Genomic DNA, 24,298 nt, shown 5'->3' on the forward strand with positions numbered 1-24,298 from the left:
GCTCTTAGTAGTATTCCTTTTGGAGGAACCACTCTGTTTAGATTCTGTTGAATTGCCCCGATATTTGAAAAAAGTAATCAAAGGTAGTCGACAGAAGTACCAACTTCAACGTAACCATACACCCTGATTTTATCTTCAAGTATTTTTCCCGGAACGTGGACATTTTTAATTATCTCTAATACCTCATTCTTGATTATTTCAGTTTCTGTCTTTATCTCCAGCCATTCTATGTATTTATATCCCTCATTCATAACCATTCGCTATCCCAAGTGCTAATGTGGGCTGTTTCAAAATCTTTTGTTCGCCATTGAAGAGTAGAGGTAAAGGATGACATCGCTATCCTAATTTCATTCCATTTTGTATTATTCATTACATACTGGTAATCTTTGTTTTGCATAATTTGTTCACCTGATATCATTTAATTAATTTTTGCTCATTATAATTAAACTATTATTTAATAATCATCCAAATCCTCAATAGAATAGGCGATCCGCTTTGCTGCAATAGCCCCCTATACTTCAGTAAGGTTTTCTTGTCTTTCAGCCCAATTTTTGAAGACTATTAAGATTTCTTCTAAATTCTCTGGACCACCGTAACCGACAAAGTAAATTACGTCCGGTTCTCGTTCATATTCTATCTTACAATATATCCAGTCATTTTCTGCCCGTTCAATATCAATACTTTCAAAGGGATTATCGTTTATAACAGTTTCCTCTATACTAATTTTTACCTCCCAACCAGGATTATCTAATGTATTAATTCGTAATCCGTTTGAATGTTCCCAATTACCGTTGCATTGGTTAACATACCACTTTTGAATCCAATTTAATGTCCCCATAACATCCTCCATTACATCTACCCTTCATCGATTAACCTACCATTTTATTAAGACTGCGTTTACAAGTAACTGCGCCAGGTTTTTTAGAATGAAAAATCTCACTATGGAGCTCTTCTGAGACTTCAAATATAGTCTTTAGTCTACATCCGTCACGATTATATAGAACCACATCAAATCCCATACATTATCACCTTGTTTTCTTGGTTAATCCTGCTAAATCTTTGTTTTCTTCATAAAGAATTCAATAAAAGAAGCGATTATCCCTTGTTGGAAAAAATCGCTTCCGATAATAATAAATTATTTTTTCTTTCTTATTAAGTCGATCAAATAGTATGTTTGTGAGATCAAAAAAGAAATTAAAATGATTATTATAAGACCTACTGTATAGACTGCCTCTTCAGCAGAATTAACGCCGGCCATAAATATTGAACCATATATCATGTAAAGTGCAAAAACTACCATGATCGTTAAAAAGAAAATACTAATATACTTTGACATAGTACCTCTCCTGTCTTATGCAGAAGTTTTCATCGTTTAATTATAATGGGACGGCGTTAGCATACGCCTTGATTGTTAATGCAAGTTACTTCATTCGACCCTTCTTAACCAAATATCCATTGGTATCCAATATAGATGACAATTAAACCAAAAACTATGAACCCACCAATAGTAGGGCTGCCGTAAACCGTCCGGTTCCAGCCATCATCTGTGTTGATTTTGCTTTTTTCTTTATCATCTTTTTTCATTCTAAAATCCCCCTATCAGCAATCTACCTCTTACGAGTATTGTGACGATTATTTTCTCAGAAAAATTTCTTCCTTTTCACCGTTCCATTCCACAAAAATGATTGCTGAAGTCGTTTTTAAGACATTTTTATTATTTAAATCGCTGCCCTTTAAATGTCCTTTTTCATTTAATTCTAGTCCGCTGCCACCAAATCCTCCGGCATTAGTGTCGACCTCATATGAGATATTGCCTGCAGAATCTAGATCATTGCCCTTAAATTGGAGGTTTACATATTGATCTACAATATTGTTATCATTATGAATAATCTTTAATTCAGCTTCCCAGTTGTCTGATTCCCCAGTGAAAACAGTCGTATTTGGAGAGCAGGCAGTTAATAATAATATCATTAGTACTGTCGTTATTTTTGTAACGTTACGCAATACATTTATACCTCCTTTAAAGAAATACCATTATTGTATATACGGTAGTTCAACCTTCAAGTTTCACTATTCAGATAATTGTTCATTTGACAATGCCTTATTCCGTTAAAAGAAAAGGTAAACCATGTTGCTGCAAATACTTGAGCTTGTTAAATAAAATCTGCCCCCAATTGAGCACAATTCTCAAGCATTATTGCAATTTTAATTAGCAAACACTTCTAACAATAAAATTAATAGTCGATATTCGCATATATTGATTTTTCAATATTTGGTAAAAGGGAATATATACTTTTTTTATCAATTAAAGCTTCTAATTCATTTTTAATTTCATAGAAACCCTTCCAATGTAATGAAGTGTTAAAGTTTGTACCGTGACGTAAACCAACTGAAACTAACCTTTTCTCAAGTATGGTGAAACCTTCTGCATCTGCAAGAGCATCACATAAGGTTATTACTTGATTGTATAAATCATATTCAGAATTGTTATCTAGTATTTCAACTAATTGCTTCTTCATATAATCAGGAACAAGGCTCCACTCTGCAGCATTCTCAATATTTTCATTCTTGCAGGGAAATGAATGTGTCACGCAAATAATTGCATTCCCTAAATACCCCAGATCGTTCATGTACATATATCCATCATAGGAATGAACAACAGATTTAGTAAAGCCCTTAAATCTGCCAATATCGTGCAAGAGGGCTGCATTATAAGCCAGATTAACATCAAGTTCGTGCCCGCATTTTCTAAGCTCTAAAACGATGAGTTCAGTAGCTTTGGCTACGTTAATCGAATGGTTGTACCAGGGGCCTGGATTTTTCTTATATGCCCATTCTAGTATTTCATTAGCGTATGCTCTATCCAAGATATATTTAATAAATAACCCTCTCTTTCATATAAGAATATAGCAGCCTACTTTACTGTTTCCTTTGTTCTACAATTCTGCTGTTTTTGAAAAGACGACCACTCTGCTGCAGTCGCCCCCAATTATTTAATAAGAATAATTGTCACTTTGCAAACTTACAAATACAAACCTCAGTTTTATAATGGAAAGTAACGCTTCCATTATGTTGGTATTTTGAGAAAAGTTGTCCAAGTTCTGCAACAAAATCATTATACTTTAGATCTAATTTTGAAGGTGTGTATGACAATGACAACGCACCTCCAATAAAACTTTCCTCTGTTACAGTATGCCAGTTGTCGTAGTAAACCTTGGTATACTCCTGCTCGAGAAAATTACGTTTTTCTTCATCTGGGTCAAAATTTGAAATGGCAGCAGTCGTTTTGACTTTATAATTATTTAATAGTGCTGCATATTCCATAGCCAACTGACTGGTTATCTGCATATCATTCCATAAAATAACCACAGACCCATTTTCTTTCAAAATCCTTCGAAATTCTTTCTTACATCGTTTTTTGTCAAACCAGTGAAATGCTTGTGCAATGGTAATTACATCTACACTATGTTCCATAAGTGATGTTTCTTCTGCCGGGGCCTTAATCATTTTAATGTTAGTGACATCTTTGCAATACACTTTGCACTCTTCAAGCATATGTTCGTTCGGCTCAATTGCCAAAATGTCGCACTCCAGACTCCCTAACATATGTGTAAGTATTCCGGTACCTGCACCAATGTCTGCAATAGTGGATTGATTATTAATATCTAATTCTTTCATTACTGATAAAATGTCTGTTGGATAGGAGGGTCTCCCAATTGCATATTCTCTGGTTTTATTATCAAATTCACTATTCATAAAGCGTCTCCTATCTTTGCCTGTTCATGACTATTATTGTCCCAATTACCATTTTATCACATTTACATCTTTATAAAGGTACTCTCAACTTGAATAAATCTTATGTTTTTTAAGAGACAAACTTACCCAGTTTCTTCGCTATTAATCTATTTGAATCTCCTGCCCCTTAAACTACTCAAAGAATTAAAAAAGTGCATGATCAGTTTAGATCACACACTTTCATGCTTTAGCGTATTTCTTTTTCCAATTCCTTAACTTCATCAAGGGAAAGACCTGTGTAATCTGAAACATCCTGAATAGACATGCCAGGGACTTTAAGGAGATTTTTAGCAATCTCTGCTGCCTTTTCAGACTTGCCTTCATCCAGCCCCTTACTCCTGCCTTCATTCCACCCTGCTTTTCTAGCTCCATCCATTTGCGTCTTTTGATCGGATAGATATTTCTCCCTCAATTGATACAACCTGATGGTTTCCTCGTCAGCACTTAAACGGCGTAGTTTATCTTCAGCTTTTGCTACTAATTGATCCAAGATAAACACCTCCTCTAAATTTTGCTGATTGTTTTTATCTTCTCTTAAGAATAATAACCATCGATGCAGTGAATTATGCACATCTGGTGTGATGCTGCTGAACTTCGGCATTTCAATAAAGTGGAGTTCAAGTAATTCTGTTAAGGTCTTTCCTGTTTTCGTATCACTTATTTTATGAATGGAATGAAACGATTCAATTTCATCCAGTAGAGTGAAACCCAATAAATTAATGGTGATTGTTCGATTAAGATCTGAATATTTCTCAGCAGCCTTAAAGTCTTCAGCATAAAGCTTTGCCCAGTAAAACAACGTTCTTTCAATCATATTGTGCTCGTTAACAAGCTGCACTTCGATGTTGATTTTCTCACCTGAATGACAAATTGCTTTTATGTCGAGAATCCCTTGCTTATCATCAATCTTATCTTTATCCAGCTTTTCTTCTACAATATACAAGTCTTCAACTTCTATATCTAAAACTGCATTTATAAATCCAATTAAGATGTCTTTATCTTTATTTTCACCAAACAGTTTTTTAAAAACAAAATCATTTAAAGGCTTTAATCGTTTCAAATCATAACTCCCTCTCTTTTAATTATATAACGAGGCACGGGTAGTTTAAAGCTTAAACGTAAGTGTTCATTCTATACGCCCTTAGTAATATGTCGACTCAGTGATAGAAAAGTTCCTTTGTCTGACTTTAAGAACGCAGATACTTCATTTAAAAAATATCATAGCCATTAAACAGGTTCGATTGATGGTGCAATCGTTCAATTATGAGAGAAATAAGTCTCTCCCTGATGACATATCGCAGCTACCGAATCCTTTTGGAGGAACCACTCTAGTTGCATCATCCAGAATTCTTTACCGATTGCTAAGTAATAATTTGTTTTATAATTTTTCGTTGAAAGTCAGTTTAAAATCCGGCTTTAAGTTAATTTCTCTATTCCATTTCACTCGTATATTTTTCTGGGAGTAATTCCATTACATTGCACTTCACTAATTTATCATTATAAGAAATAATGACATCTGTGTTTTTTCCATAATCGCTTATTAATTCCCGACACATACCACAGGGAGCAACTACCCAACATTTTTCTATATCTTCGTGTGGATGAGGGTGAGCAACTGCTACAATTGCTTCAAATTCGTGGTCTCCTTCAGAGATAGACTTACCAATGGCCATCGCTTCTCCGCAAACTGTTATTCTCCCCACATTCGCTTCTACGTGAACCGCAGAAAAAACATTACCTTTTATTGTTCTGACTGCTGCACCAATATGATGTCGTCCATATCTATAATTCTTTTCTATTACTTCTTCTGCTTGTTTAATCAGTTCATAGTCTTTATCATCTAAAGGTCTTACTTTTATCATAATGATTCTCCCCTTTGGTTGGTCCGCAACGTCAATCCTTTCTTGAATTGACGCCCTCTATTGATGAATATTCTACTTCCAAGTGGTTGTACTTGTTTGAAGCTGCTTACTTCCAGAAAGTTGATCAATTATCCGTGATAATTCTGAATGGAATTTTACTGATTTTAAATCTGTAATAAATTGAATCTCTTTAATCTTATCTACTTCATTAATAGCGGGAATTCCATTAGCGGCATTTGCGAAATAAAAGTAGCCGTGCCATTTGATATCTCCAAAATAAAAGGATCCATTATAAATCTCAATGAGATCATCAACATCTATTCCAATCTCTTCTTTTACTTCTCGTTTCGCACATTCTAAAGGCGTTTCACCTGCTTCTTGTTTTCCGCCCGGGAAGTTCCAGTCATCCGCTCTGTCCTGAACAACTAATATATTATTTCTTGTATCTTTAATTATTACACGAGAAAATGCTGCCTCCAAAGTACATTCCTCCAAGTTGATGACTGCTGTTTTTAGATTTTGCTCAGTATGAAGGAGTATATATCCTGTCCGTATCTGTATCAATTACAAAATCCACTTGAATATCTTCCTCAAAAGGGACGATGTCAAATTTATTTAATCTGCAAAAGATGCTGGGCAGATCACGAACATCAGCAGCCATTTGCTTTGCTCTTACATACATCTGCCTTAATTCTTGTTTTGAACATTTCTTTCCTGTAATCAGGATTTTATGATAAAATCCATCGATCTCGACAATCATTGTATTCACGATCGGTTGCTGGCCAATCTATATAGCACTAAGTATGTATACTAACCAATGAAGATAGGAATATGTCCTTCTTAAATTGACGCCATCCAAATGAAGCATAGATTTAAGGCGCTACAAGTTCCACCTTTATTCTATCCGGATCTTCAAAATACACGGCATAATGTTCATTACCACCTGCGAATGGATGTTTATCCGGATAAAGGATTGGTATCCCTTTCTCCTTTAATTTCCTTGTCAATTCATCTACGTGCTCTCGTGAACTCGAGTGAAATGCCAGATGGTTTAGGCCAACTCGACACCTATTAAAAGAAACATCCATATATCGTTCCTGTGTTTGTACGAAGACAAGGTAAGTATCTTCAATTTTCCAGCTCTGCCCCTGGTCCCATTCTTGATACTGGCTGTAACCCAGCTCTTCAAGAAACCACCCCCAGAATTCTATGGACCTTTTAAGATCAGATACATATATTTCAATGTGATGAATCATTCCTTTTGACAAACTATCCGCTCCTATCATATATCATGCATTTTTCCGCTTGCTACATTAGCCATTCCACAAAAGAATACACGCCTATAACAGCAAAGACAATTGTCCCTACTAATACTGAAAGACAGCCGACAACAAGCAGTTTATCAAACACTGAATCATCAGGTTCCTCGAGCAGCTTTTCAGTTACTTTTCTTTGAACGGGTGAGAAATTTTCACTGAATTTCAGATCATTTAATATTTCTTTATCGCCTTTAAACTTTAAAGCTCTTACAATCTGAAAAGGATTATTCCCCATCGATTTTTCGAATTCGATACAGGCATGCTCCATCTCAGGTGTTTTATTCTGTTCCAAATACCAGTATCTGCCCGCCATCGACGGGTACTTCAATGCATAGTAAATATCCCCTAATTTTCTGCGGAGCTCTAATTCATTTGGGTATGTTGCAATCAATCCATGCAGTCTGTCCCTGGCTTTCCCTAAATCGTTTTTCTTAATATCCTCATCAACCTTAAGGAGAGTATTTACCGGCACTTTTTCTATGTGAGACACCTCATTTGATTTATTCAATCCATCTTTTTTTAAAATCTGCCTCTTTGACAAAAAATCATCTCCATGAAAATCTTCCACTTACCAGTTTGTTGACACCAAATAAAAGCCAATACATGATACCTGCATTCAACAGAAAACCCCAGATTTCGAAGCTGATTTGACCGTCTCCATAGTACCCGAGCCATTGTGCCGGCACTCCAAAAAACCGGTAGTTTCCTTCCTCCCGGTATCCTATGCCAGGAATAAATGACAGGAAAACTGTTATAATCAATGAACTGACGATTAACCATTGTTTCTTATTCATTTGTAAGATAGAAATCACCTCATTAACAGCCGTTCCGTCCGATGACGTCCAATAGGACAGGGCTCCTTATACAAATATTCCAATACTGTTCGCCATAAAAAGCGCCAATCCTTCTTGATTGACGCTCCTTTCAGAAGCAAATTAGCTGAGCATTAAATACGGGTGAGCATTTCCTTTATCTCGTCACGATTTTGTATGCTCGTATTCTTTTCGTTTGGAAAAATGGCTGCAGCTCCCCCGTCTTTTTCAATATCCACCAGCAGTTCTTCTAGAAATTCCGAAAGCGGCATATTGAATGCTGCGGCTGATTTATTGACATGCGCTGCCTCCATCTCTGCAAAACTTCGACTTGGCCAAACCGGCAGTAAAAATGGATACTCTCCAAGTTCATCTTCAATTAGAACCAATTCTCCATGCTCGCCCTTAAGCAGCCACACCTGCTCATCTGTTGCAATCATTCCGTAAAAATATGCCAGCCGTTTTTCAGCAGGCCGGTTTAAGATAAATCGTTTAATGAATTTCATATCCATCTTTCCTTTATATGTATTTTCTATAAATCAGGAATTCTCTTATTGCTGCAGTCTGCCAAAGCGGTGCACAAACTGGCATCATCTTCATCCGCCTAATCCATACTAATTATTCCAAATAGATACACCAGTAACAACACCTTTTTTCATCCACTAAAAATTTATTTCTTTCAGCAGATAAGTCTATATTATATATCTGAATTCAGCCTTCCTATGATAAACTCAGCTTATCAGTATTTTCCAATTATGAAGAGAGGCGTTCCAGATATGATTCATGTTCTATTGATTACTGCGGGTTTTCTAATTTTGCTGTTTGCAGTCCGTAAAATAGTCACTGGTGAAAAATCAAACCCAAAGACGATTCTTGCAGAAGCAAAACAAATTGGCCGTTCGTTGCTATTGGGAATTGTTACTGTCTTGTCACTCTTATTCATTACATATGAGGTCTGGATTCTGGCAGGGAGTTCGGAGGATTGGGATGGCGTTTACATTTCAGCAGCTACTGTCATAGGAACCGTTCTTTTATCTTTTGGCTATTATCATAGAGTGAAATCCAAGTACAGTTAGAAGCTTATCGTTTGCCCCAGCCATCGATTTCTGTCGATGAACAAAGGCAAACGTAAGAACTAAATCGTCCACTTAAGAAGGAAAATATTCCATCGGCTCAACGCAATGTGCATACCCATTTTTCTTATAATACCCAATCGAATCATCACTTGGCCAAACAATGACAAATTCAAACTTGTTTTCTTTAATCCACTGATTAATCGAGCTTAGCATCCTGCTTCCAATCCCTTTGTTTCTATATTCCGGAATGGTGTACACGTTTGTCATGAACGCAAAGGGATAGGTTGTTCTTCCAGGCCGCGGTACTTTTTCAATTAGTTCTAAGTATATGTGCGATACTAGTTTTTCATTTTCATCAGCAACCCATATCATCCACCGGTTACCCTTAATAGCGTGCTCCAAGAAGGTTCGGCATTCTTTCTCGAAGTCTGGAAAAGATGAGTTTTCCTTGCTCTCATCATGCTCAATAGTGAAATCCCATCTCATTTTTATTAATTGGTCAATATCCTTTTCTTCAGCAAACCTTAGTTTCAAATGAAGTTCCTCTCCTGTCTTCTAAACTTAGTTTCTCACTTTTCCCAAACACCTCATCACCGTATCGCCGAATGACCTGACGTCCTGTAAATAATCATATCCCTCAGGTGACCCAAAGCTATTAAACATACGGACAGCAACGATGTTTTCTTCAGGGATCACCAATAATGTAACGCCTGTATAGCCCAATATCTGATAGGAACCTCTGGGAACTCTTTCTCCGATTTCTGTTTCCTTGGCCGGCAAATCTTTCACAAACCACAGGAAACCATTCTGAGGAGAGTCAAAATCTAAAGCTGCCGGGCTCTGCAGGGATGTAGCCAGTTGGATGACTTCTTTTGGAATGATTTGTTCCCCGTTCATTCTTCCTTCTTTAAGGTGCAGATATCCCCATAAAGCCAGTTCGCGAGCAGATACATACATGTTCATCTTGTCGCCTTCTGTACTTTTGCTCGTTCTCCAGCTGCTATCGTGTTCAGATCTCAAAATGACATCAACAAGGTTTTCATTTTTTCCGGCATACCAATCCGATTCTGAAAAACCCAGCGGCGCAAACACTTGTCCATGAACAATTTCGGAAATGGTTTGTCCAGTTGTCCGCTTGACGATTTATGTCAGGGCATTTACGCCGGCCTGCCTGTAGGTCCATTTCTCACCAGCCTCATACTCCCGATAGACTGCGCCATCTTTTTCCGATAAGCCGTGGGTATGTGTCAATAAATGCCTGATGGTTGTGTCTTTCCAAACCGTTTCATTAAGCTCGGGCAGATAGCTCATTACCAAGTCATCTATGCTTTGAATGCAGCCTTTATGTACAGCATAGGCCACAGCGAAACCGATGTAGCTTTTTCTCACAGAGGCTACATGAAATTGAGTATCCCGCTGTACTTCTCTCGCATCAGGCTTGTTTGATTGCTCTCCAATATATTCTTCCAAAACAACAGAATCGTTTTGAATAACAAAAACTGCAGCTCCTGAACAGATTACTTGATTAAATGTATGAGTAACGTGTTTTAATAATGGGTCAAAATTCGAATTTGGCTTGGTATTAAAAAGCAACGTACATTCCTCCGGTGTCAGTAATCTGTTATTCTTTTTCGAATTGAAGTAAGTCTGCAAGTCTAATAAGTTCCTGCGGGTCTATTCTAGAATCTTTTTTACTCATTCCAGCAGAGTAGATATGATAAATATAGTTTTCAGTAACTACGTACAGGTCAGTCTTACCGATTCCTGTTTTTTCTTCCTGCATAACAGCTCTGTGACCTGATATTTTCAACTCGTATGCTGAATGGGACGAACTTGGATATTTCGTAAGCGGAAGCAGCATCTTCATTCTTGTATCGATTGGTTCATTGTGTCTTTGAGTAACGATATATATGTGCTGTCCCGGTGTAGTTGATGGGTAAATGGCCTGCGTTTCGAAGACTTCTTCCTTTCCCTGCTTGGAAATACTGAGATGGATTTCCGGTTCTCCTGCAATGGTTTTGATGGTTTCATTGGCATTCGTTGGATAGACCGTATTTTCAATCCCTTTTGTTGTTAGTACCGCGGTTTTTAGACCATTGATTGTTTCTATTTGATAATGGACACCTTCGATGAATTTGCTGTTTCCGATGCTATGATCGCCTGTTCCTGCGAGATTCAACTGTCCGCTTATCTGACCAGCCATCACAAACAGGAATAATGCAGCCAGTACTGAGCTTATTGAGAAAGTATAAATCCGCTGAAGTCTTAGCATCACATTCGTTTTTTTAATGTTTTTCATGAGTTTTCGTCGAACCATTTGCGCACGGTGAGGACTCCATTCTACTTGATCATCTAACTTCTGCAGGAGCTGGTCACAATAACTTACTTCTTTGTTCATCCTGATAACCCTCCTTGATCAATGTTTTTTCCAGGGCATGAATGGCTCTTGAGAGTGTGGATTTTACCTTCGTTTCTGACCAGCCAAGTATTTCGGACGTCTCGCTGATTGAAAATCCCTTGATTTTCCGGATAATAATAACCTCGCGATGCGAATCCTTCAGCATTTCCAAGGCCTGATAAAGTTCCTTTGAATTCTCTTTCATCTCAACGAAATGTTCAGGAAGCAAACTGGTATCTTTCTTTTGACGGAACAGCTCCATGACTAATCGAACCGGCTTTTTCTTTCTTGCGTCATCTACCGTCACATTGTGCGCAATTCGGAACAGCCAGGTTTTCGGACTTGAATCCTGCCTGAAGGAATGATGCTGCCTGAATGCCTTTAAAAACGTTTCGTGCGTTAAGTCTTCAGCCTGCTGATAATCTTTTGTCATCATTAAAATGTACTTGAAGATGGTCTGATGATACTGGCTGTACCATTCTTCTATTTCGGTCTCTCTTGCATCTTCCAAATGAATCGTCCTCTTCCTTAGATTGTAAGTACCTGTTATTTAGACGTATGACGTGTTGAAAAGTTGTGTTTTCAATTAAAAACATTCATAAAAAGAGCGTTTGCCTCATCATGCAAACGCCACTTATAAAATCATTCAATTATCAAAAATACCTTTCACAAGACGAAACAGCATCCTCGGAATAAACGTGATGATATTCCAAACTACTTCAAACAGAATTTCAAATCCAAACTCCCTGCATTTTTCTCTATATGAGTCTCTTCTTATACCTCTTCTGTTCATATTCAATTGTCGGACCTCCAAAGTAAACTTTCATATCAATTCGCTCGACAAACTTACTTCTCCTGCAAAAAGAAGGTTTCCTCATTCTCATCGTCCCATTTTATGGTCACCTTCTGCTTTTCCCCTTTTCCTGTCACAGAACATCCTCTGCAGTTGGAAGAGAGAGTAATTGTAGCGCCTTTAACATTTTTTTCTGATTGAGTCGTCTTTCCGTCGCCTATGTTTATGTCAAGAGCGTTAAATTGAGTGCTCTCATTTCCGCCCTTAAAATGAAATTCATAGCTGCCATGCTCATCGTTTCCATCAATCGTTGCTGTGTATTTACCACTCCAGCTTTTGCTTTCTCCTGAAAGGTTTATAAATTGATTCGTGCAACCTGACAAAACTCCTAAAAAAAGGACGGCAATAAATAGTTTCCTCATCTAATTCTCCCTTATCAGCGGTTCAGCCTGCTGTAAATGGATACAAACACGCTACCTCTTGGTTGGTATAATTTCTTCAATCCTCCACTTAAGAGTCTTGTCATTAACTCCTTCAGTGTTCTTCAAGACAAATTGATAATCGTCCTTTATCATTTCTCCTGTTTGATAGGTAAGAATAATTCTTTCTCCTTCTATCCCCAACTTCTTAAGATCCTGCACAGAATTTGGCTTCCAATCAATGCCTCTTCCGTTTTCATATGAAAAACCGCAAGGACAAGTTCCCGCTCTGTCTAAAGAGGAGAAGCCTGTGGTAGCTGCAACCAACTCTTTCGCCTCACTGAATGATCCTTTCACTTTATAAGATTCGACTGTCTGAACCGCATCCAGGAAATCTTGATACTCAACTGGTGTTCTTAATTCATCAATTTCATTTTTAAGGCTGGTAAAATCATTAATCAATCGTTCATTTTCTTTCAATGTATCTTCTAATACTGAAGATTTTTTTGCACTGTCTTCTTTTAAAGCGGCAACCTGCTCAGTCAGATCTTCTCTTTCCTGCTTTAATTTCTCTGCCTCATTTCCCATGTTTAGATTATTGATAATCATCATTGCTAAAAATATGACCAAAGCGATAATTGCATAAGCACTTTTTTTCAAGCCAGGACCCCCTCATTAAACGATAAAAAGTTGAATAGTTAAATTACGTTAACAGGCTGAAAAAGTTTCATTTTTCTAATAATTCACGTTTGCTAAATGTCACAAGGTCGCAAGTCAGCAAGAAAAAACTCAGTTCATGAATGAACTGAGTAATCATTTGTATGAAACACTAGAGTGATTCATCATCATTCTCAACAATATGTTTAAGGATCGACAATTTGTTATTCCAAAACTGTTCATAATAGGACAGCCATTGTTTAACTTCTGTCAGCGGCTCTGGATGCAGCTGATATATTTTTTCTCTGCCTACCTTTTTACCGCTGACTAAATTAGCTTCCGAAAGAATATGAAGATGTTTAGCTATGGCCGTCCGGCTAATAGGAAAATGAGAGGTAATTTCCGTAATGGCCAATTCTTTGCCCGCAAGTAATCGAAGGACTTCTCTTCTTGTTGGATCAGCTATTGCTTGAAATACATCATGCTTTAATGCTGACATTTATCCTTCAACAACCTTCAGAAGTCGTTCATTAACAAGATTAATCCAACCATACTCCATTCTCTCGCGAACAACAGAACTTTTTTCGTTTGCTTTGGGAAGAACTTCATCTGCAGATTTCCAGCCGCCATGAATCAGAGTGAATTCTGTCTTTCCGCCCAAGTCTTTTAGGAGAAAAGTAACGACCCATCCATCTGTATCCCAGGAAAAAGAAATTTTAGTTGGTTCATCCACTTCTAATACTTTACAGGGAGATGGACCAAAAGGGGATTGAATGTGGAACTCATGACCGACCTTGGCTTCGAAGTCATTGGGCATAAACCATGCTGCAATACCTTCCGAATTGCTTACTTTTGCCCATACCTTTTGAATAGGAGCTTCAAATATAATTGTTTGTTTAATATCTTGTAATGTCTCCACTAAAAACACTCCTTGTCACTTGAAAAATACAGAACCATTTGGTTTCGTTTTTAAGTATATAACACCTTTTGGTTTCATGTCCACATGAAAATTCTAGTTTATTTTTTCCTTTTGACAGAATTAATAGCTGTATTTTTTTATAAAAAAGAGACAATCACATGGAATGCAATTGTCTCTCTTAAATTTCCAGGGCAATATCAATTCTCTTTATTCCTGGCGCTTCAGCACTTCCTGCAGCGGAATGCGGCTGATTTTTCGTTTTGAAAGCTGCAGGGAGGTTACATATGATGCGTAGATAATGATAAAACCAGCAGCAATCATCAGATAGTCGGGTTCGATCGGAAGTGAAAATCCGGTTGATTCTGAAACAGATGCCATCAATCCTTTGTAGCTGATAAATGCAAGAGGAACGCCGAGTACGTATCCTGCTATTATAACCGGAGTATAGACATTCAGAAGCAGGGATGAAATTTCTTTCCTGTCATAGCCCATGACTTTCAGCAGGGAAATGTTCACGGTGTGCTCATCCATCATCATGCTGGTGATCAGGTAGATGATGAGGAGGCCGATCAAGAATGCGAAGATACCGATGACGGCCGCCGAATAGTTGGTCGGCTCAAGCAGCTGTTCCATACCTTTTTTCATCGCGTTTTTGTCTTCAATCGCCGCGATTGCTTCACCAGATTCCTTTTCTGGCTTTTCAAGCGTCCATTTTCCGATGTATGCATCCTCTTCCAGGCTCAGAAAGCGGTTCACGTCCCCGCGTTCCATGTAGATGGCATGACCGATAAAGATTTCTGCGACACCGGTGACAGTGACGGATTGCTCCTGGTCCGTCCAGGGATTTTGAAGCGTGATGGAATCTCCGGCTTCAAGGCCTTCAGCTGCAGCCAAAGCCTGCGTTACGACTGCCCCGTCTGACAGCGCGCCGTTCAGCTCTGTACCGCTGCTGTCAATCAGCTTCAGCATTGGCGTTGAGGGATCCAAACCAATGAGCTGCGTTTTTACGTCTTTTCTGCCGTCTTTCCCTTTTATAATGGCTTCTGCTGCAGAAAACGGACTTTCCTCTGCCGAAACAGGCTCCGTTTTTACTTCCTGATAATAGACCGCATAGTTATAGCGATAGGCATCTTCATACGTTTTTTTCATGAGGACGTTCATTGAATTCATGGAAATGAATCCAAAGGTGACTAATAAGGAAGAAAAGAGAATTCCTGTAAACAGCACAAGGCTCTTGGATGGACTGCTGAGCAGCATTTTCAGACGGAACCTTCTCTTAAAGCTCCATTTCGATGGGAGCTTTATTGCTCCTTTTTTCGAAAAAGACGGTCTTGAGTGCAGCAGCTGGAGCGGCGGTTTGCTGACTTTTTTCCTGATTGTCAGGAAACCGGCCAGACAAAGAACGGAAATCGGTACGGCAAATCCAGCGATAAGAGTGACCGGATCAAAGGCAAGCCGGTTTAAAATGGGCAGATTGTAAAAAGCGGTGTAGAGCTCTGTCAGTGGCCTCGCTGCAATCAGTCCCGCCGCTATCCCGAGTATCGTGCCGGAAATGGAAATGATCAATGGATACATCATAAAGGAGAGCGTGACTTCTTTTCTGGTGTACCCAAGCGCAAGAAGGGTTCCAATTTGATTGGACTGCACGTCTATTTGTCTTTTCAGCATTAAAACGACTATAAACAGGGCAAGCAGTCCGATAAAGACGGGAAGAACACTTCCGAATGACTGATTGGACTCAATTTCTGCGTCAATGTACGAAATCCTGACATTGTCTTTTGCATCGGTCCATTTCAGGACAGGAACCGTTTCTGAAACAGCCTTTTTCAGACTGCTTAAGGAACCGCTGTTTTCAGAAAATCGCCCGGAGTAATAAACAGGCGGCTGATTTCCCCCAGGAAAATCCTCTTTGTCTATCAGCACGACACCGAAGGTCTTCGGATCAGCCATCAGGTCATTCTCGTTTTGTACGCCGTAAATATAGTCCGGAAGATACACATGGGCTGTGATTTTATATGTTTCCCCTCCGGAGTCCCAGATGTCTCCCACTTTCAGCCCGTGTGCATCTGCAAAAGAAGCGGTTATGGCTGCTTCATTCTTTTCATCAGGCAAACTGCCTTTTACCACATACGGTTCGTTAATTCCTTGCTGAATAGAAAGAATCCGGGTAATGACTCCCTCCTTCCATTCGATATCCAGCCATTGGCGGGCCTGCAGATTCACGCCAAATTCCTTTTCAAATGATGCAAGCTGATCCTCAGACAGCCGCTCTCCCACTGTAAATTGAAAATCCTCCTGCTTATACTCTTCTCTAAACAGCTGATTGCTCGAATCCATCAGTGCCATTGTGCTTGAGAGCGTGACAAAAAGCATGACGGCAACCGCAAGAAGAAGAGCAGAGCCTCCAAACTGCAGCGGCTTTTGCCCGATGGTGCGCAGAGCCATGGCGGTGATTTTCATACCCATTTCACCTGCTCTGCAGGTATTGGAGCCTCATTTTTAACGGTTTCAATGATTTTTCCGCTTTTCATTTTCATGACGGTATGGGCCATATCGGCAATGCCTGGATTATGGGTGATCATTAGAATGGTTGTACCATATATACGATTGATTTCCTGAATAAGTGAAAGAATTTTTTTTCCGGTCTCTTCATCAAGAGCTCCTGTCGGCTCATCACAGAACAGGATACTTGGATTTTTTACGATTGCCCGTGCAATGGCTGTTCTTTGCTGCTCCCCTCCGCTTAATTGATGCGGAAACTTGTGCTGGTGTTCACTCATTCCGACTTTATCCAGGATCTCATCAGGAGAAAGAGGATGGTCGCTGATGTCAGCACCGGTTTCAACGTTCTCCCTGACAGTCAGTGCAGAAATAAGATTATAGGACTGGAAAATAAAGCCCGCATGCTTTCTTCTGAAAAGCGTTAGCTGCCTGTCGTTCATTTCATGAAGGTTTTCTCCCTGGACGGTGACCTGCCCCCCGTCTGCTCTGTCAATTCCGCCGGCCACGTTAAGAAAGGTGGATTTCCCGGAGCCGGATGGTCCTAGAATGACAATGATTTCGCCTTTTCCGCAGGCAATGCTGACGTCATTTAATGCAGGCACCTCTACTTCACCTGTACGGTATATTTTTCTGACATTCTCAAAACTGAAACTCATACAGACACCCCCGGTTATTTCTAGTATATTCCTCTGTATCGTACTAAAAATCTTCCTTCTTGACGATCTCTTATTTTTGCTTGTAATCATTTTCATTTCCGTTTTATGGATACAATAGAAATGGTTCATACTACTTATGTAGGAAATTGATCTTAAATGTTTGATTTACTTCATGGTTAGCATTAAAATTAAGTACTTGAACAGGTTACATATCATTATTAATAAATCCGCTGATACAAAGTGAGGTTCAATACATGAATACGGAACATAAACCAAAAGCAGTAATCGTAATTTTCGGAGCAACAGGAGATCTTGCCAAGCGCAAGCTTTTCCCCTCCATCTACCGTCTTCACCGCAGCAAAAAAATCGACAGTGACTTCGCTGTTGTAGGCGTGGGCAGAAGACCGTGGACAAATGAAGAATTCCGCTCAAATGTCAGCGACTCGATTCAGTCATCGATCAAGCAGTCATCTGAACTAGATGAATTTGCATCGCATTTTTACTATCATCCATTTGATGTGACAAATCCATCTTCCTACCTTGAGCTGAAAGGCATGCTTTCAGAGCTTGACGGCAAATACAGCATCCCTGGAAACAGAATGTTCTACATGGCGATGGCGCCGGAATTTTTCGGAACGATTGCCCGGAATTTAAAAAGCGAAGGCCTGACAGCGACAGAAGGCTGGAGCCGTCTTGTCATTGAAAAGCCGTTCGGACACGATCTGCCTTCTGCACAGGAGCTGAACGATGAAATCCGTGAAGCTTTCTCGGAAGATCAAATTTACCGCATTGACCACTATCTTGGAAAACAGATGGTGCAGAATATTGAGGTGATCCGCTTCTCAAACGCATTGTTTGAGTCGGTATGGAACAACCGCTATATCTCAAACATTCAGGTTACTTCAAGCGAAGTTCTTGGGGTTGAAGACCGCGGACGTTACTACGAAAATTCAGGTGCGCTTCGTGATATGGTTCAAAATCACTTAATGCAGATGGTCGCCCTGCTTGCGATGGAGCCGCCGATCAAGCTTGAAACAGACGAGATTCGTTCAGAAAAAGTAAAAGTGATGCGCGCACTCCGCCCTCTTACAGAGAAGGATGTGCCTGATTACTTCGTCCGCGGACAGTACGGCAAAGGCGATTCAGAAGACGTATCTGTTCCCGGCTACCGCGAAGAAAGCAATGTAGATCCGGAATCCAACACAGAAACTTATGTTGCCGGCAAGCTGATGATCGACAACTTCAGATGGGCTGGCGTGCCTTTCTATATCCGTACAGGAAAGCGCATGACGGCCAAATCAACGAAGATTGTTGTACAGTTCAAAGACCTGCCGATGAACCTTTACTCAAACGACGTAGACAGCAAGCATCCAAACCTGCTTGTCATTCACATTCAGCCGGATGAAGGCATCACGCTGCACCTGAATGCCAAAGAAGCAGGCGGCGGCTCTTACGTCAAGCCGATCAAGCTTGACTACTGCAGCAATTGTGTTGATCAGTTCAACACGCCTGAAGCCTACGAAAAACTCATCTACGACGGCTTGCGCGGTGACGCCACCAACTTCACGCACTGGGATGAAGTGTCGCTCTCATGGAGCTATGTGGACACCATCTCCAAAGCATGGGAAACGCACAAAGCAGAATTCCCTAACTACGCAGCCGGCACAATGGGTCCAAAAGCCGCTGACGAACTGCTTGAAAAAGACGGTTTCCACTGGTGGCCGATTACGGATATGGTTGATTAATTCTATGTTATATCGCACCGCTTTTAGCGGTGTTTTTTTATTGCACAAAAACATAGAAATTTAAACATGTCGCAAGTTCATATTCCTATTTAACAGCTGGTTGTATTCAGTCCAAAATTCTTCATACAATTCTTTATCGTAGTCATCAGAAATCCGTTTTTCTTTCGAATGATCAAACAATTCTTTCGCCTGAAGGGCAAAAGAGACAATCTGGTCTTTATAATCGATGCTGCTAATATTCACTTCTAACCCTGGATAATAGATACTCCCCGTATCCGGATTGGTTGTAGTAATCTTCACAAAATCCGATAGGATCACGTGATCGTTCAGGTGTTTGACGCTCCAGTGGATAGAAATGGGGCAGCCCATCATCAGGATTGCCCCGCATCCGTGGAGAATTAGCCCTTCATCATGTTCAGGGTCACAGCAATAATCATTTTCAAGAGTTCTCAGCATTGACAGAGCGGACTCACTGATTCCCCATTCTTCGTTAACGGATGACTGTGTAATAATCGTATCATGAACACTCAAGAAAATTTCACCATGAGAACATAAGTCTTGTTCATCATGGCAAAGCCAACGTTGATTCTCAATTTTGATTGTAAAGGGATTTGGCCGTTTCATTATTCATTCTCCTGTTTCGTAGGCTTCTTTCTTTGTTTGTTTCTTGGAGAGATTAACCAATTTAAAAAAGTAATGATTCCTGCTAAAGCAAAAGCTTCAATTACGTTTTGTTTCCAAAGCAAAACTTTTGTTTCCTGATAATCAAAAAATACTTTTGTTGTACTAATTAATAGAAATAGAATAAGGAAATAAATGAGCTCTTTTTTCAATTCATCAGCTCCGAACAAAGGATAAAGTAATCAACAAACATTACTAATGTTATTTTGAGGGTACTCTTATTATTCAAACAGCCGCCGCTTAACATTTAATTGTAATCTGCCCAAAACCTATTCATACTCCATTACGTTTAACCACTGCCCATCTGGACCTATTGTGATATTAGGGATTACATTTGATTCAAATAGTTTATAGAAGTCACCGTGCCTGTTAAGTTTGGATAGGTCTTCTGTCACATCTGTTTCAGAAAAAACAAGATAGTCCATTGTTGTTGACCTCAAGTAAAATTCATAGATATATTGCTTATTAAGGTCCTTTACGTACCCTACCTCACCAGTATCCCACTTGAAAAAACGGGATAACGAAATGGTTTTAACTGAGATGAAATTTGAAGAGAGTGTAGTAAACAATTCTTCTTCATAGTCTGGAATGATTGCATAGATGTAACATCCGTTCTTATAAAAAGAAGATACCTGATCTATCAATTCCTGTTCTTCAATTTCTTCGTCGAGGAATACCTCTGTTCTCATAAACAATCGATCACCCCCTTCCAGTTCTAATTATTTCAAGTCGAAACACAATACAACTTTTAATAACAAGCCTATGTTAAATTCTTTATGTTAAATTAGATTAAATTAAAAAGAAACCAAACTTATAGTGGTTTCCTGATCACTTTTTGAAATAGCCCTCAGTTATTTAAGGACATTCATGTTATTACTAAAAAGGAGCCAAGACAAATCAAAACCAATCTTTTACATAAGCAACTAATCCCATTAATGCACCTATTCCTGCCCCAATAAAAACAGGTACTACAAAATTTGATTTATATCTTTTTTTGCTTAGTATCTCATTATTGTGACTCATTAAAATGTCCCCTCTGTATACTATTATTTATTAACTATACGAAAAAATCAGGAAAAAGTTTCAAGTTCCCTCTACTAATTATCTTTTGAGTAGATGAATAAGTACTATACATTGGATTTTGACAATCTCAAACTATCGTAGCTTATTATCTCCTTTTTTGTTTGTTCCCTTTATTCAACAAAGATGCTGCGATAGCAGAAAAGATATCACCGAAAAGAGTTAAAAGAGCACTCATGTATGTCACTCCTTTCTATATAATCAATTTATGCTTTATATGAAATCCACTTCACATTACTGCACAAGGTTCCGGAAGTAAAATTCCTCATAATCCTTGATTTCATTGTCAATTCTTATCAAAATCACAATCTTCTTTACTGCCTTAGAAGATAGAACTCCCTTTTCATAAAACCCGTTGCCATAAGTGACAGCTAACTCTTTAATCCCAAGTATAGGACTTTGCAGAAGTAATATCACACTTTCCTCAATGAAGCGTTCGTTTCCTGCAGGATTAAAGTAGAGATAATCCAGGGCAGGAATGATTTCTTGTTCAATGTTTGTTAGAAAAGCGACTTTGAGTTCCTCATATGTCCAAACCCTTTGGTTCTGTTCATAAAAGAATTCATCATGCTCGTTTTCTTCTTCGGTATACAATTTGTTTAAAAAAGCTTCAAAGTCCGGAGCAAGTTCAATGACTAGTTCTGAATCAGCCTCAATATAGATGATTGGCGGATTTTCTTTTGTCTTTCGATAATCAAAAGCACTCCAGGAATGCCCGTCTCCAGAAAAAATCACAATATTATGCGGCAGTCCCCACTCGCTTATCAAATATTCACTGTTTAAAATACTGTGTTTTTCACCTATCCCCCAAATATGGCCTACATGAATATGATCATCTGCCCAGGATGTCGGGACATTCGTCGGGAACGATTTGTCATTAAGCGAGGCGCCATTTTGTTCGGTAAGAAGAGCTAGATAGGATTTAGGCAGCCTTACTTTGAGTTTTCCTTCAGCATGATGAACTGCTTCATCAGTTAAGGTAATTAATGTATAATAGTCATCATCTTTTTGCCAGATTGTTTTCAAGATTCATGTACTCCTTAATCGTAATTACAGCTTTCGTTTTTCTATAACATACTTCAACAACTGCGTCTCCTATCCTCTTTCAGACATAGAAATACTCGTGAAGCTTCAATTAATCATATAATGAATGCTTGATACCACACATCATATTCATTGACAGAACTTTCAACTCATATTACTATATGTTTAAACACTTAAACATATAGTTGTTGGAAGGATGATCTTAGTAATGAAGAAAACCGTACTTGTCACAGGCGGAACCGGCTATGTTGCAGCCTGGGTCGTTAAGGAACTGCTTGATGGCGGCCATGATGTAAGAATTACTGTCCGCGATGCAGCGAAGACAGAAAAATACCAGCATCTCCTGGATGTTGAGCAACAATCTTCCGGAAAATTGACAGTCTATGAAGCAGATTTGCTAGAAAAAGGAAGCTTCGATGAAGCCGTGAAAGGTACTGAGTATGTCTTTCATACCGCTTCCCCTTTTTTCATCAGCGGATTTAAAGATGCTCAAAAAGACTTGATTGAACCGGCTTTGGAAGGCACGAAAAACGTTCTGGAGTCTGTCAGACGCTCACCTGAAGTGAAACGGGTTGTCCTTACGAGCAGTGCAGTGGCCATTTTTGGGGATAATGCGGATATGGAGGGCAAGTCCTCTTTTAATGAACAGGATTGGAACACAACAAGCAGTGTTTCACATCAGCCATACAGCTACTCAAAAACACTCGCTGAAAAGGCTGCATGGGAAATGGCGGACAAGCAGCACTTTGATTTAGTCACCATTAACCCAACCTTTATTCTTGGTCCGTCTCTTTCAAAACGCTCAGATTCAACGAGCATCAGCACAATTCTCGATCTTCTGAAAGGCGGATTTAAAAGCGGTGTGCCAAACTTAATCAACGGAACCGTTGATGTGCGTGATGTTGCAAAAGCCCATGTGCTTGCAGCCTTCACTGAATCTGCAAAGGGCAGATACTTGATTTCAAATGAGGAAGCTTCCCTGCTCGATATGGCCCGAATATTTGAAGAGAACCGCCCAAATCACTATCCTCTTCCAAAACGCGAAGTGCCGAAGCCGCTCATCTGGCTGATTGCACCGAAAGTCGGCCTGACACGGAAGTATGTCAGCAAAAACGTTGGAATAAATGCTCGTTTTGATAATAGAAAAAGCATAGATGAACTCGGCATGACTTACAGAAGTCTAAAAACGACGCTGATTGATCAGAACGAGCAGCTTGAGGCTGACAGATTGCTTGCATAAAAAGACCAAAAAAGATGATTTCATGATGAAATCATCTTTTTTGATTTATTGTTACCCTTTAAGGACGGAAGAGGAAATAGTTTGATCAGATTCTATAAATCTTACATACTTCCTCACAGTAAAAGAATAAATCCCTGTACCAATCAATATAACGGAAGACAGAACAAAGAGGATGGTAATGCCGTATGCTTCAGCTATCATGCCGTACAGCAGACTGGATATGCCAAATACACCGGTCAAGATAGCGTCCCTGGCTGCAAACACTTTCGGCAGAAGCTTTCTTTCTGTGTGATTTTGTATAAGCGTGATTTGACTGATCAATTTGATTTCACTCCCTATTCCAACAAGGAATGAAATCAGAAGTGCTGCGGTCCCCTCTGTTGTGAATCCAAACATTAGGGTTAAGATTCCCCCGGCTGTTGAACCGGCAATGATTGCATAGCGAATTGATTTTTTTAAAATGGTCTCAAATCTTATACATAAAAGCCCGCCCAAAATCAAACCGGCAAAATAGGCTGAGTTCAAATATCCCCACCAGGCTTCACTTTTGTTCAGTACTTCTTCCACATAGACAAGCAGAACAGCTGCAATCCAAACGACTTGTGCAATAGAATCGAAGAAATCAACGACTGAAATAACGCGCAGGGACGGGGTTTTCCAAAGCGCTTTCCAGCCCTCCTGCATAGAATTCCACTTCGTCTTTCCTTCCTTTTCGTTACTGGCTTCATTGATATGCCGCATCTGTATTCGTGTCATCATAATGGTTGAAGCGGCAAAAAGCAGCACAGAGAAATATAATACTTCTTTTCCGCCGGCAAGCGATACCGAGATACTTCCAAGCGGCCAGCTTCCGAGCTGAACAAGTTGATCAATAACCGCCATAAATCCATTCGCGCGGACGATGCGGTCCTCTGGAACTAAATGCGGAACGAGCGAATTTCTGATCGGCACAGCCCAGCCGTCGAAAAAAGCGATGACTGAAATCAGCGGGAAAACTGTAAAGATCCCTTCCCCCGGAAAAAGAGTCAAGCAAACAGCAAGCATGAGTAAAAACATCGTCTTAATCAGTTGCGAGTATACAAGAATGGTTTTATAAGAGAATCGGTCAATCATGAACGGAGCTGTCATACCGCCTGCGAACCTTGACAGCGTGACAGCAAACGGAACAGCTGCTGTCATTGCAATTGAGCCTGAGACGGAATACATGTAACTTAACAGTGCTACGATATAGAATACATCTGCGGCATTTGCAAAAGCCTGGCCAATCCACAAAAAATCAAACGAATGGTTTTTCACCTGT

Annotated in this window: 32 protein-coding genes and 1 pseudogene; 3 read left to right on the forward strand and 30 right to left on the reverse strand. The window is 39.4% G+C overall.

Translation table 11 applies throughout. The features are described 5' to 3' along the window. Positions 1-77: 77 nt before the first annotated feature. From AZ46_RS21910 to AZ46_RS09155, 14 genes are all read right to left on the reverse strand, one after another. Positions 78-251, reverse strand: a complete 174-nt coding sequence (locus AZ46_RS21910) for a hypothetical protein (RefSeq protein ID WP_161781206.1) — start codon at positions 249-251, stop codon at positions 78-80. Next, positions 248-418: a DUF6678 family protein gene (locus AZ46_RS22590; RefSeq protein ID WP_412768597.1), complete on the reverse strand. Its 171-nt coding sequence runs from the start codon at positions 416-418 to the stop codon at positions 248-250. Before AZ46_RS22590 ends, AZ46_RS21910 begins: the two co-directional genes overlap by 4 nt. A gap of 93 nt (positions 419-511) precedes the next feature. Then, on the reverse strand, positions 512-838 hold the full coding sequence (locus tag AZ46_RS09095) for an immunity 53 family protein (RefSeq protein ID WP_035206974.1): 327 nt from the start codon (positions 836-838) through the stop codon (positions 512-514). A gap of 602 nt (positions 839-1,440) precedes the next feature. Continuing rightward, positions 1,441-1,584 (reverse strand): hypothetical protein, encoded by a 144-nt coding sequence (locus AZ46_RS21915; protein WP_158001633.1) that lies wholly within the window; start codon positions 1,582-1,584, stop codon positions 1,441-1,443. Between the two features lie 48 nt (positions 1,585-1,632). Continuing rightward, positions 1,633-2,004, reverse strand: a complete 372-nt coding sequence (locus tag AZ46_RS09105; RefSeq protein WP_029279924.1) for a hypothetical protein — start codon at positions 2,002-2,004, stop codon at positions 1,633-1,635. Between the two features lie 230 nt (positions 2,005-2,234). After that, positions 2,235-2,879, reverse strand: a complete 645-nt coding sequence (locus AZ46_RS09110) for an HD domain-containing protein (RefSeq protein ID WP_029279922.1) — start codon at positions 2,877-2,879, stop codon at positions 2,235-2,237. A gap of 130 nt (positions 2,880-3,009) precedes the next feature. After that, complete coding sequence (locus AZ46_RS09115; protein ID WP_029279920.1) at positions 3,010-3,756, reverse strand: class I SAM-dependent methyltransferase; 747 nt, start codon at positions 3,754-3,756, stop codon at positions 3,010-3,012. Positions 3,757-3,982: 226 nt separating this feature from the next. Continuing rightward, complete coding sequence (locus AZ46_RS09120; RefSeq protein WP_029279918.1) at positions 3,983-4,855, reverse strand: Rpn family recombination-promoting nuclease/putative transposase; 873 nt, start codon at positions 4,853-4,855, stop codon at positions 3,983-3,985. Between the two features lie 370 nt (positions 4,856-5,225). Beyond that, positions 5,226-5,657, reverse strand: a complete 432-nt coding sequence (locus AZ46_RS09125) for a cytidine deaminase (RefSeq protein ID WP_029279916.1) — start codon at positions 5,655-5,657, stop codon at positions 5,226-5,228. A 72-nt stretch (positions 5,658-5,729) separates the two neighbouring features. Next, a complete protein-coding gene (locus AZ46_RS09130) occupies positions 5,730-6,137 on the reverse strand; it encodes an NUDIX hydrolase (RefSeq protein WP_029279914.1) in 408 nt (135 codons plus the stop codon). A 43-nt stretch (positions 6,138-6,180) separates the two neighbouring features. Then, on the reverse strand, positions 6,181-6,417 hold the full coding sequence (locus AZ46_RS09135) for a hypothetical protein (protein WP_029279913.1): 237 nt from the start codon (positions 6,415-6,417) through the stop codon (positions 6,181-6,183). Between the two features lie 112 nt (positions 6,418-6,529). Continuing rightward, positions 6,530-6,925, reverse strand: a complete 396-nt coding sequence (locus tag AZ46_RS09140) for a VOC family protein (protein ID WP_029279911.1) — start codon at positions 6,923-6,925, stop codon at positions 6,530-6,532. 40 nt (positions 6,926-6,965) lie between these two features. Then, the gene (locus AZ46_RS09145) at positions 6,966-7,457 is read right to left on the reverse strand and encodes a DUF6584 family protein (protein WP_029279909.1); all 492 of its coding nucleotides are present in this window, start codon (positions 7,455-7,457) and stop codon (positions 6,966-6,968) included. Between the two features lie 465 nt (positions 7,458-7,922). Continuing rightward, positions 7,923-8,294, reverse strand: coding sequence for a DUF2750 domain-containing protein (locus AZ46_RS09155; protein WP_029279905.1), 372 nt, complete (start codon positions 8,292-8,294; stop codon positions 7,923-7,925). Positions 8,295-8,564: 270 nt separating this feature from the next. Between AZ46_RS09155 and AZ46_RS09160 the strand changes: the two genes are divergently transcribed. Continuing rightward, on the forward strand, positions 8,565-8,864 hold the full coding sequence (locus AZ46_RS09160) for a hypothetical protein (protein WP_029279904.1): 300 nt from the start codon (positions 8,565-8,567) through the stop codon (positions 8,862-8,864). 72 nt (positions 8,865-8,936) lie between these two features. Here the strand turns inward: AZ46_RS09160 and AZ46_RS09165 are convergent, their stop codons facing one another. The 10 genes and pseudogenes from AZ46_RS09165 to AZ46_RS09210 all read right to left on the reverse strand — a co-directional run bounded on the left by AZ46_RS09165 (position 8,937) and on the right by AZ46_RS09210 (position 17,208). Continuing rightward, positions 8,937-9,398 (reverse strand): GNAT family N-acetyltransferase, encoded by a 462-nt coding sequence (locus AZ46_RS09165; protein ID WP_029279902.1) that lies wholly within the window; start codon positions 9,396-9,398, stop codon positions 8,937-8,939. A gap of 27 nt (positions 9,399-9,425) precedes the next feature. Next, positions 9,426-10,517 (reverse strand): annotated as a pseudogene (locus AZ46_RS09170) (serine hydrolase domain-containing protein). Further along, positions 10,486-11,262, reverse strand: coding sequence for a hypothetical protein (locus tag AZ46_RS09175; protein ID WP_029279900.1), 777 nt, complete (start codon positions 11,260-11,262; stop codon positions 10,486-10,488). The pseudogene AZ46_RS09170 and the gene AZ46_RS09175 overlap by 32 nt, the downstream one beginning before the upstream one ends. Beyond that, positions 11,237-11,773, reverse strand: a complete 537-nt coding sequence (locus tag AZ46_RS09180; RefSeq protein WP_029279898.1) for an RNA polymerase sigma factor — start codon at positions 11,771-11,773, stop codon at positions 11,237-11,239. Before AZ46_RS09180 ends, AZ46_RS09175 begins: the two co-directional genes overlap by 26 nt. A 335-nt stretch (positions 11,774-12,108) precedes the next feature. Further along, a complete protein-coding gene (locus AZ46_RS09185; RefSeq protein WP_029279896.1) occupies positions 12,109-12,477 on the reverse strand; it encodes a hypothetical protein in 369 nt (122 codons plus the stop codon). Between the two features lie 51 nt (positions 12,478-12,528). Then, a complete protein-coding gene (locus tag AZ46_RS09190) occupies positions 12,529-13,134 on the reverse strand; it encodes a hypothetical protein (RefSeq protein WP_029279894.1) in 606 nt (201 codons plus the stop codon). A 169-nt stretch (positions 13,135-13,303) separates the two neighbouring features. Then, positions 13,304-13,630, reverse strand: a complete 327-nt coding sequence (locus tag AZ46_RS09195) for an ArsR/SmtB family transcription factor (protein WP_029279892.1) — start codon at positions 13,628-13,630, stop codon at positions 13,304-13,306. Next, positions 13,631-14,050: an SRPBCC family protein gene (locus AZ46_RS09200; RefSeq protein WP_029279891.1), complete on the reverse strand. Its 420-nt coding sequence runs from the start codon at positions 14,048-14,050 to the stop codon at positions 13,631-13,633. 207 nt (positions 14,051-14,257) lie between these two features. Continuing rightward, positions 14,258-16,510 carry an ABC transporter permease gene (locus AZ46_RS09205; protein WP_029279888.1) on the reverse strand — a complete coding sequence of 751 codons (2,253 nt, stop codon included), beginning with the start codon at positions 16,508-16,510 and terminating at the stop codon, positions 14,258-14,260. Next, entirely contained in the window at positions 16,507-17,208 is a 702-nt protein-coding gene (locus AZ46_RS09210) for an ABC transporter ATP-binding protein (RefSeq protein ID WP_029279886.1), read from the reverse strand. The genes AZ46_RS09205 and AZ46_RS09210 overlap by 4 nt, the downstream gene beginning before the upstream one ends. Before the next feature lie 254 nt (positions 17,209-17,462). Here AZ46_RS09210 and zwf point away from each other — a divergent pair, with 254 nt between their 5' ends. Then, the gene (gene zwf / locus AZ46_RS09215; protein WP_029279884.1) at positions 17,463-18,953 is read left to right on the forward strand and encodes a glucose-6-phosphate dehydrogenase; all 1,491 of its coding nucleotides are present in this window, start codon (positions 17,463-17,465) and stop codon (positions 18,951-18,953) included. Between the two features lie 60 nt (positions 18,954-19,013). Here the strand turns inward: zwf and AZ46_RS09220 are convergent, their stop codons facing one another. From AZ46_RS09220 to AZ46_RS21480, 5 genes are all read right to left on the reverse strand, one after another. Then, complete coding sequence (locus AZ46_RS09220) at positions 19,014-19,577, reverse strand: hypothetical protein (protein WP_029279882.1); 564 nt, start codon at positions 19,575-19,577, stop codon at positions 19,014-19,016. Then, a complete protein-coding gene (locus AZ46_RS09225) occupies positions 19,577-19,786 on the reverse strand; it encodes a hypothetical protein (protein ID WP_029279881.1) in 210 nt (69 codons plus the stop codon). The genes AZ46_RS09220 and AZ46_RS09225 overlap by 1 nt, the downstream gene beginning before the upstream one ends. A 117-nt stretch (positions 19,787-19,903) precedes the next feature. After that, the gene (locus AZ46_RS09230; protein WP_029279879.1) at positions 19,904-20,329 is read right to left on the reverse strand and encodes a hypothetical protein; all 426 of its coding nucleotides are present in this window, start codon (positions 20,327-20,329) and stop codon (positions 19,904-19,906) included. A 202-nt stretch (positions 20,330-20,531) separates the two neighbouring features. Beyond that, entirely contained in the window at positions 20,532-20,657 is a 126-nt protein-coding gene (locus AZ46_RS22450; protein ID WP_029279877.1) for a hypothetical protein, read from the reverse strand. A 291-nt stretch (positions 20,658-20,948) separates the two neighbouring features. Then, entirely contained in the window at positions 20,949-21,740 is a 792-nt protein-coding gene (locus AZ46_RS21480; protein WP_081870168.1) for an SMI1/KNR4 family protein, read from the reverse strand. A gap of 226 nt (positions 21,741-21,966) precedes the next feature. On the opposite strand from AZ46_RS21480, the gene AZ46_RS09245 reads away from it, so the two are divergent. Continuing rightward, entirely contained in the window at positions 21,967-22,998 is a 1,032-nt protein-coding gene (locus AZ46_RS09245) for an SDR family oxidoreductase (protein WP_029279872.1), read from the forward strand. 51 nt (positions 22,999-23,049) lie between these two features. Here the strand turns inward: AZ46_RS09245 and AZ46_RS09250 are convergent, their stop codons facing one another. Then, positions 23,050-24,294, reverse strand: coding sequence for an MFS transporter (locus tag AZ46_RS09250; RefSeq protein ID WP_029279870.1), 1,245 nt, complete (start codon positions 24,292-24,294; stop codon positions 23,050-23,052). Positions 24,295-24,298 lie beyond the last annotated feature (4 nt).

It is taken from the genome of Metabacillus indicus LMG 22858, assembly GCF_000708755.2.
GTDB classification, from domain to species: domain Bacteria; phylum Bacillota; class Bacilli; order Bacillales; family Bacillaceae; genus Bacillus_P; species Bacillus_P indicus.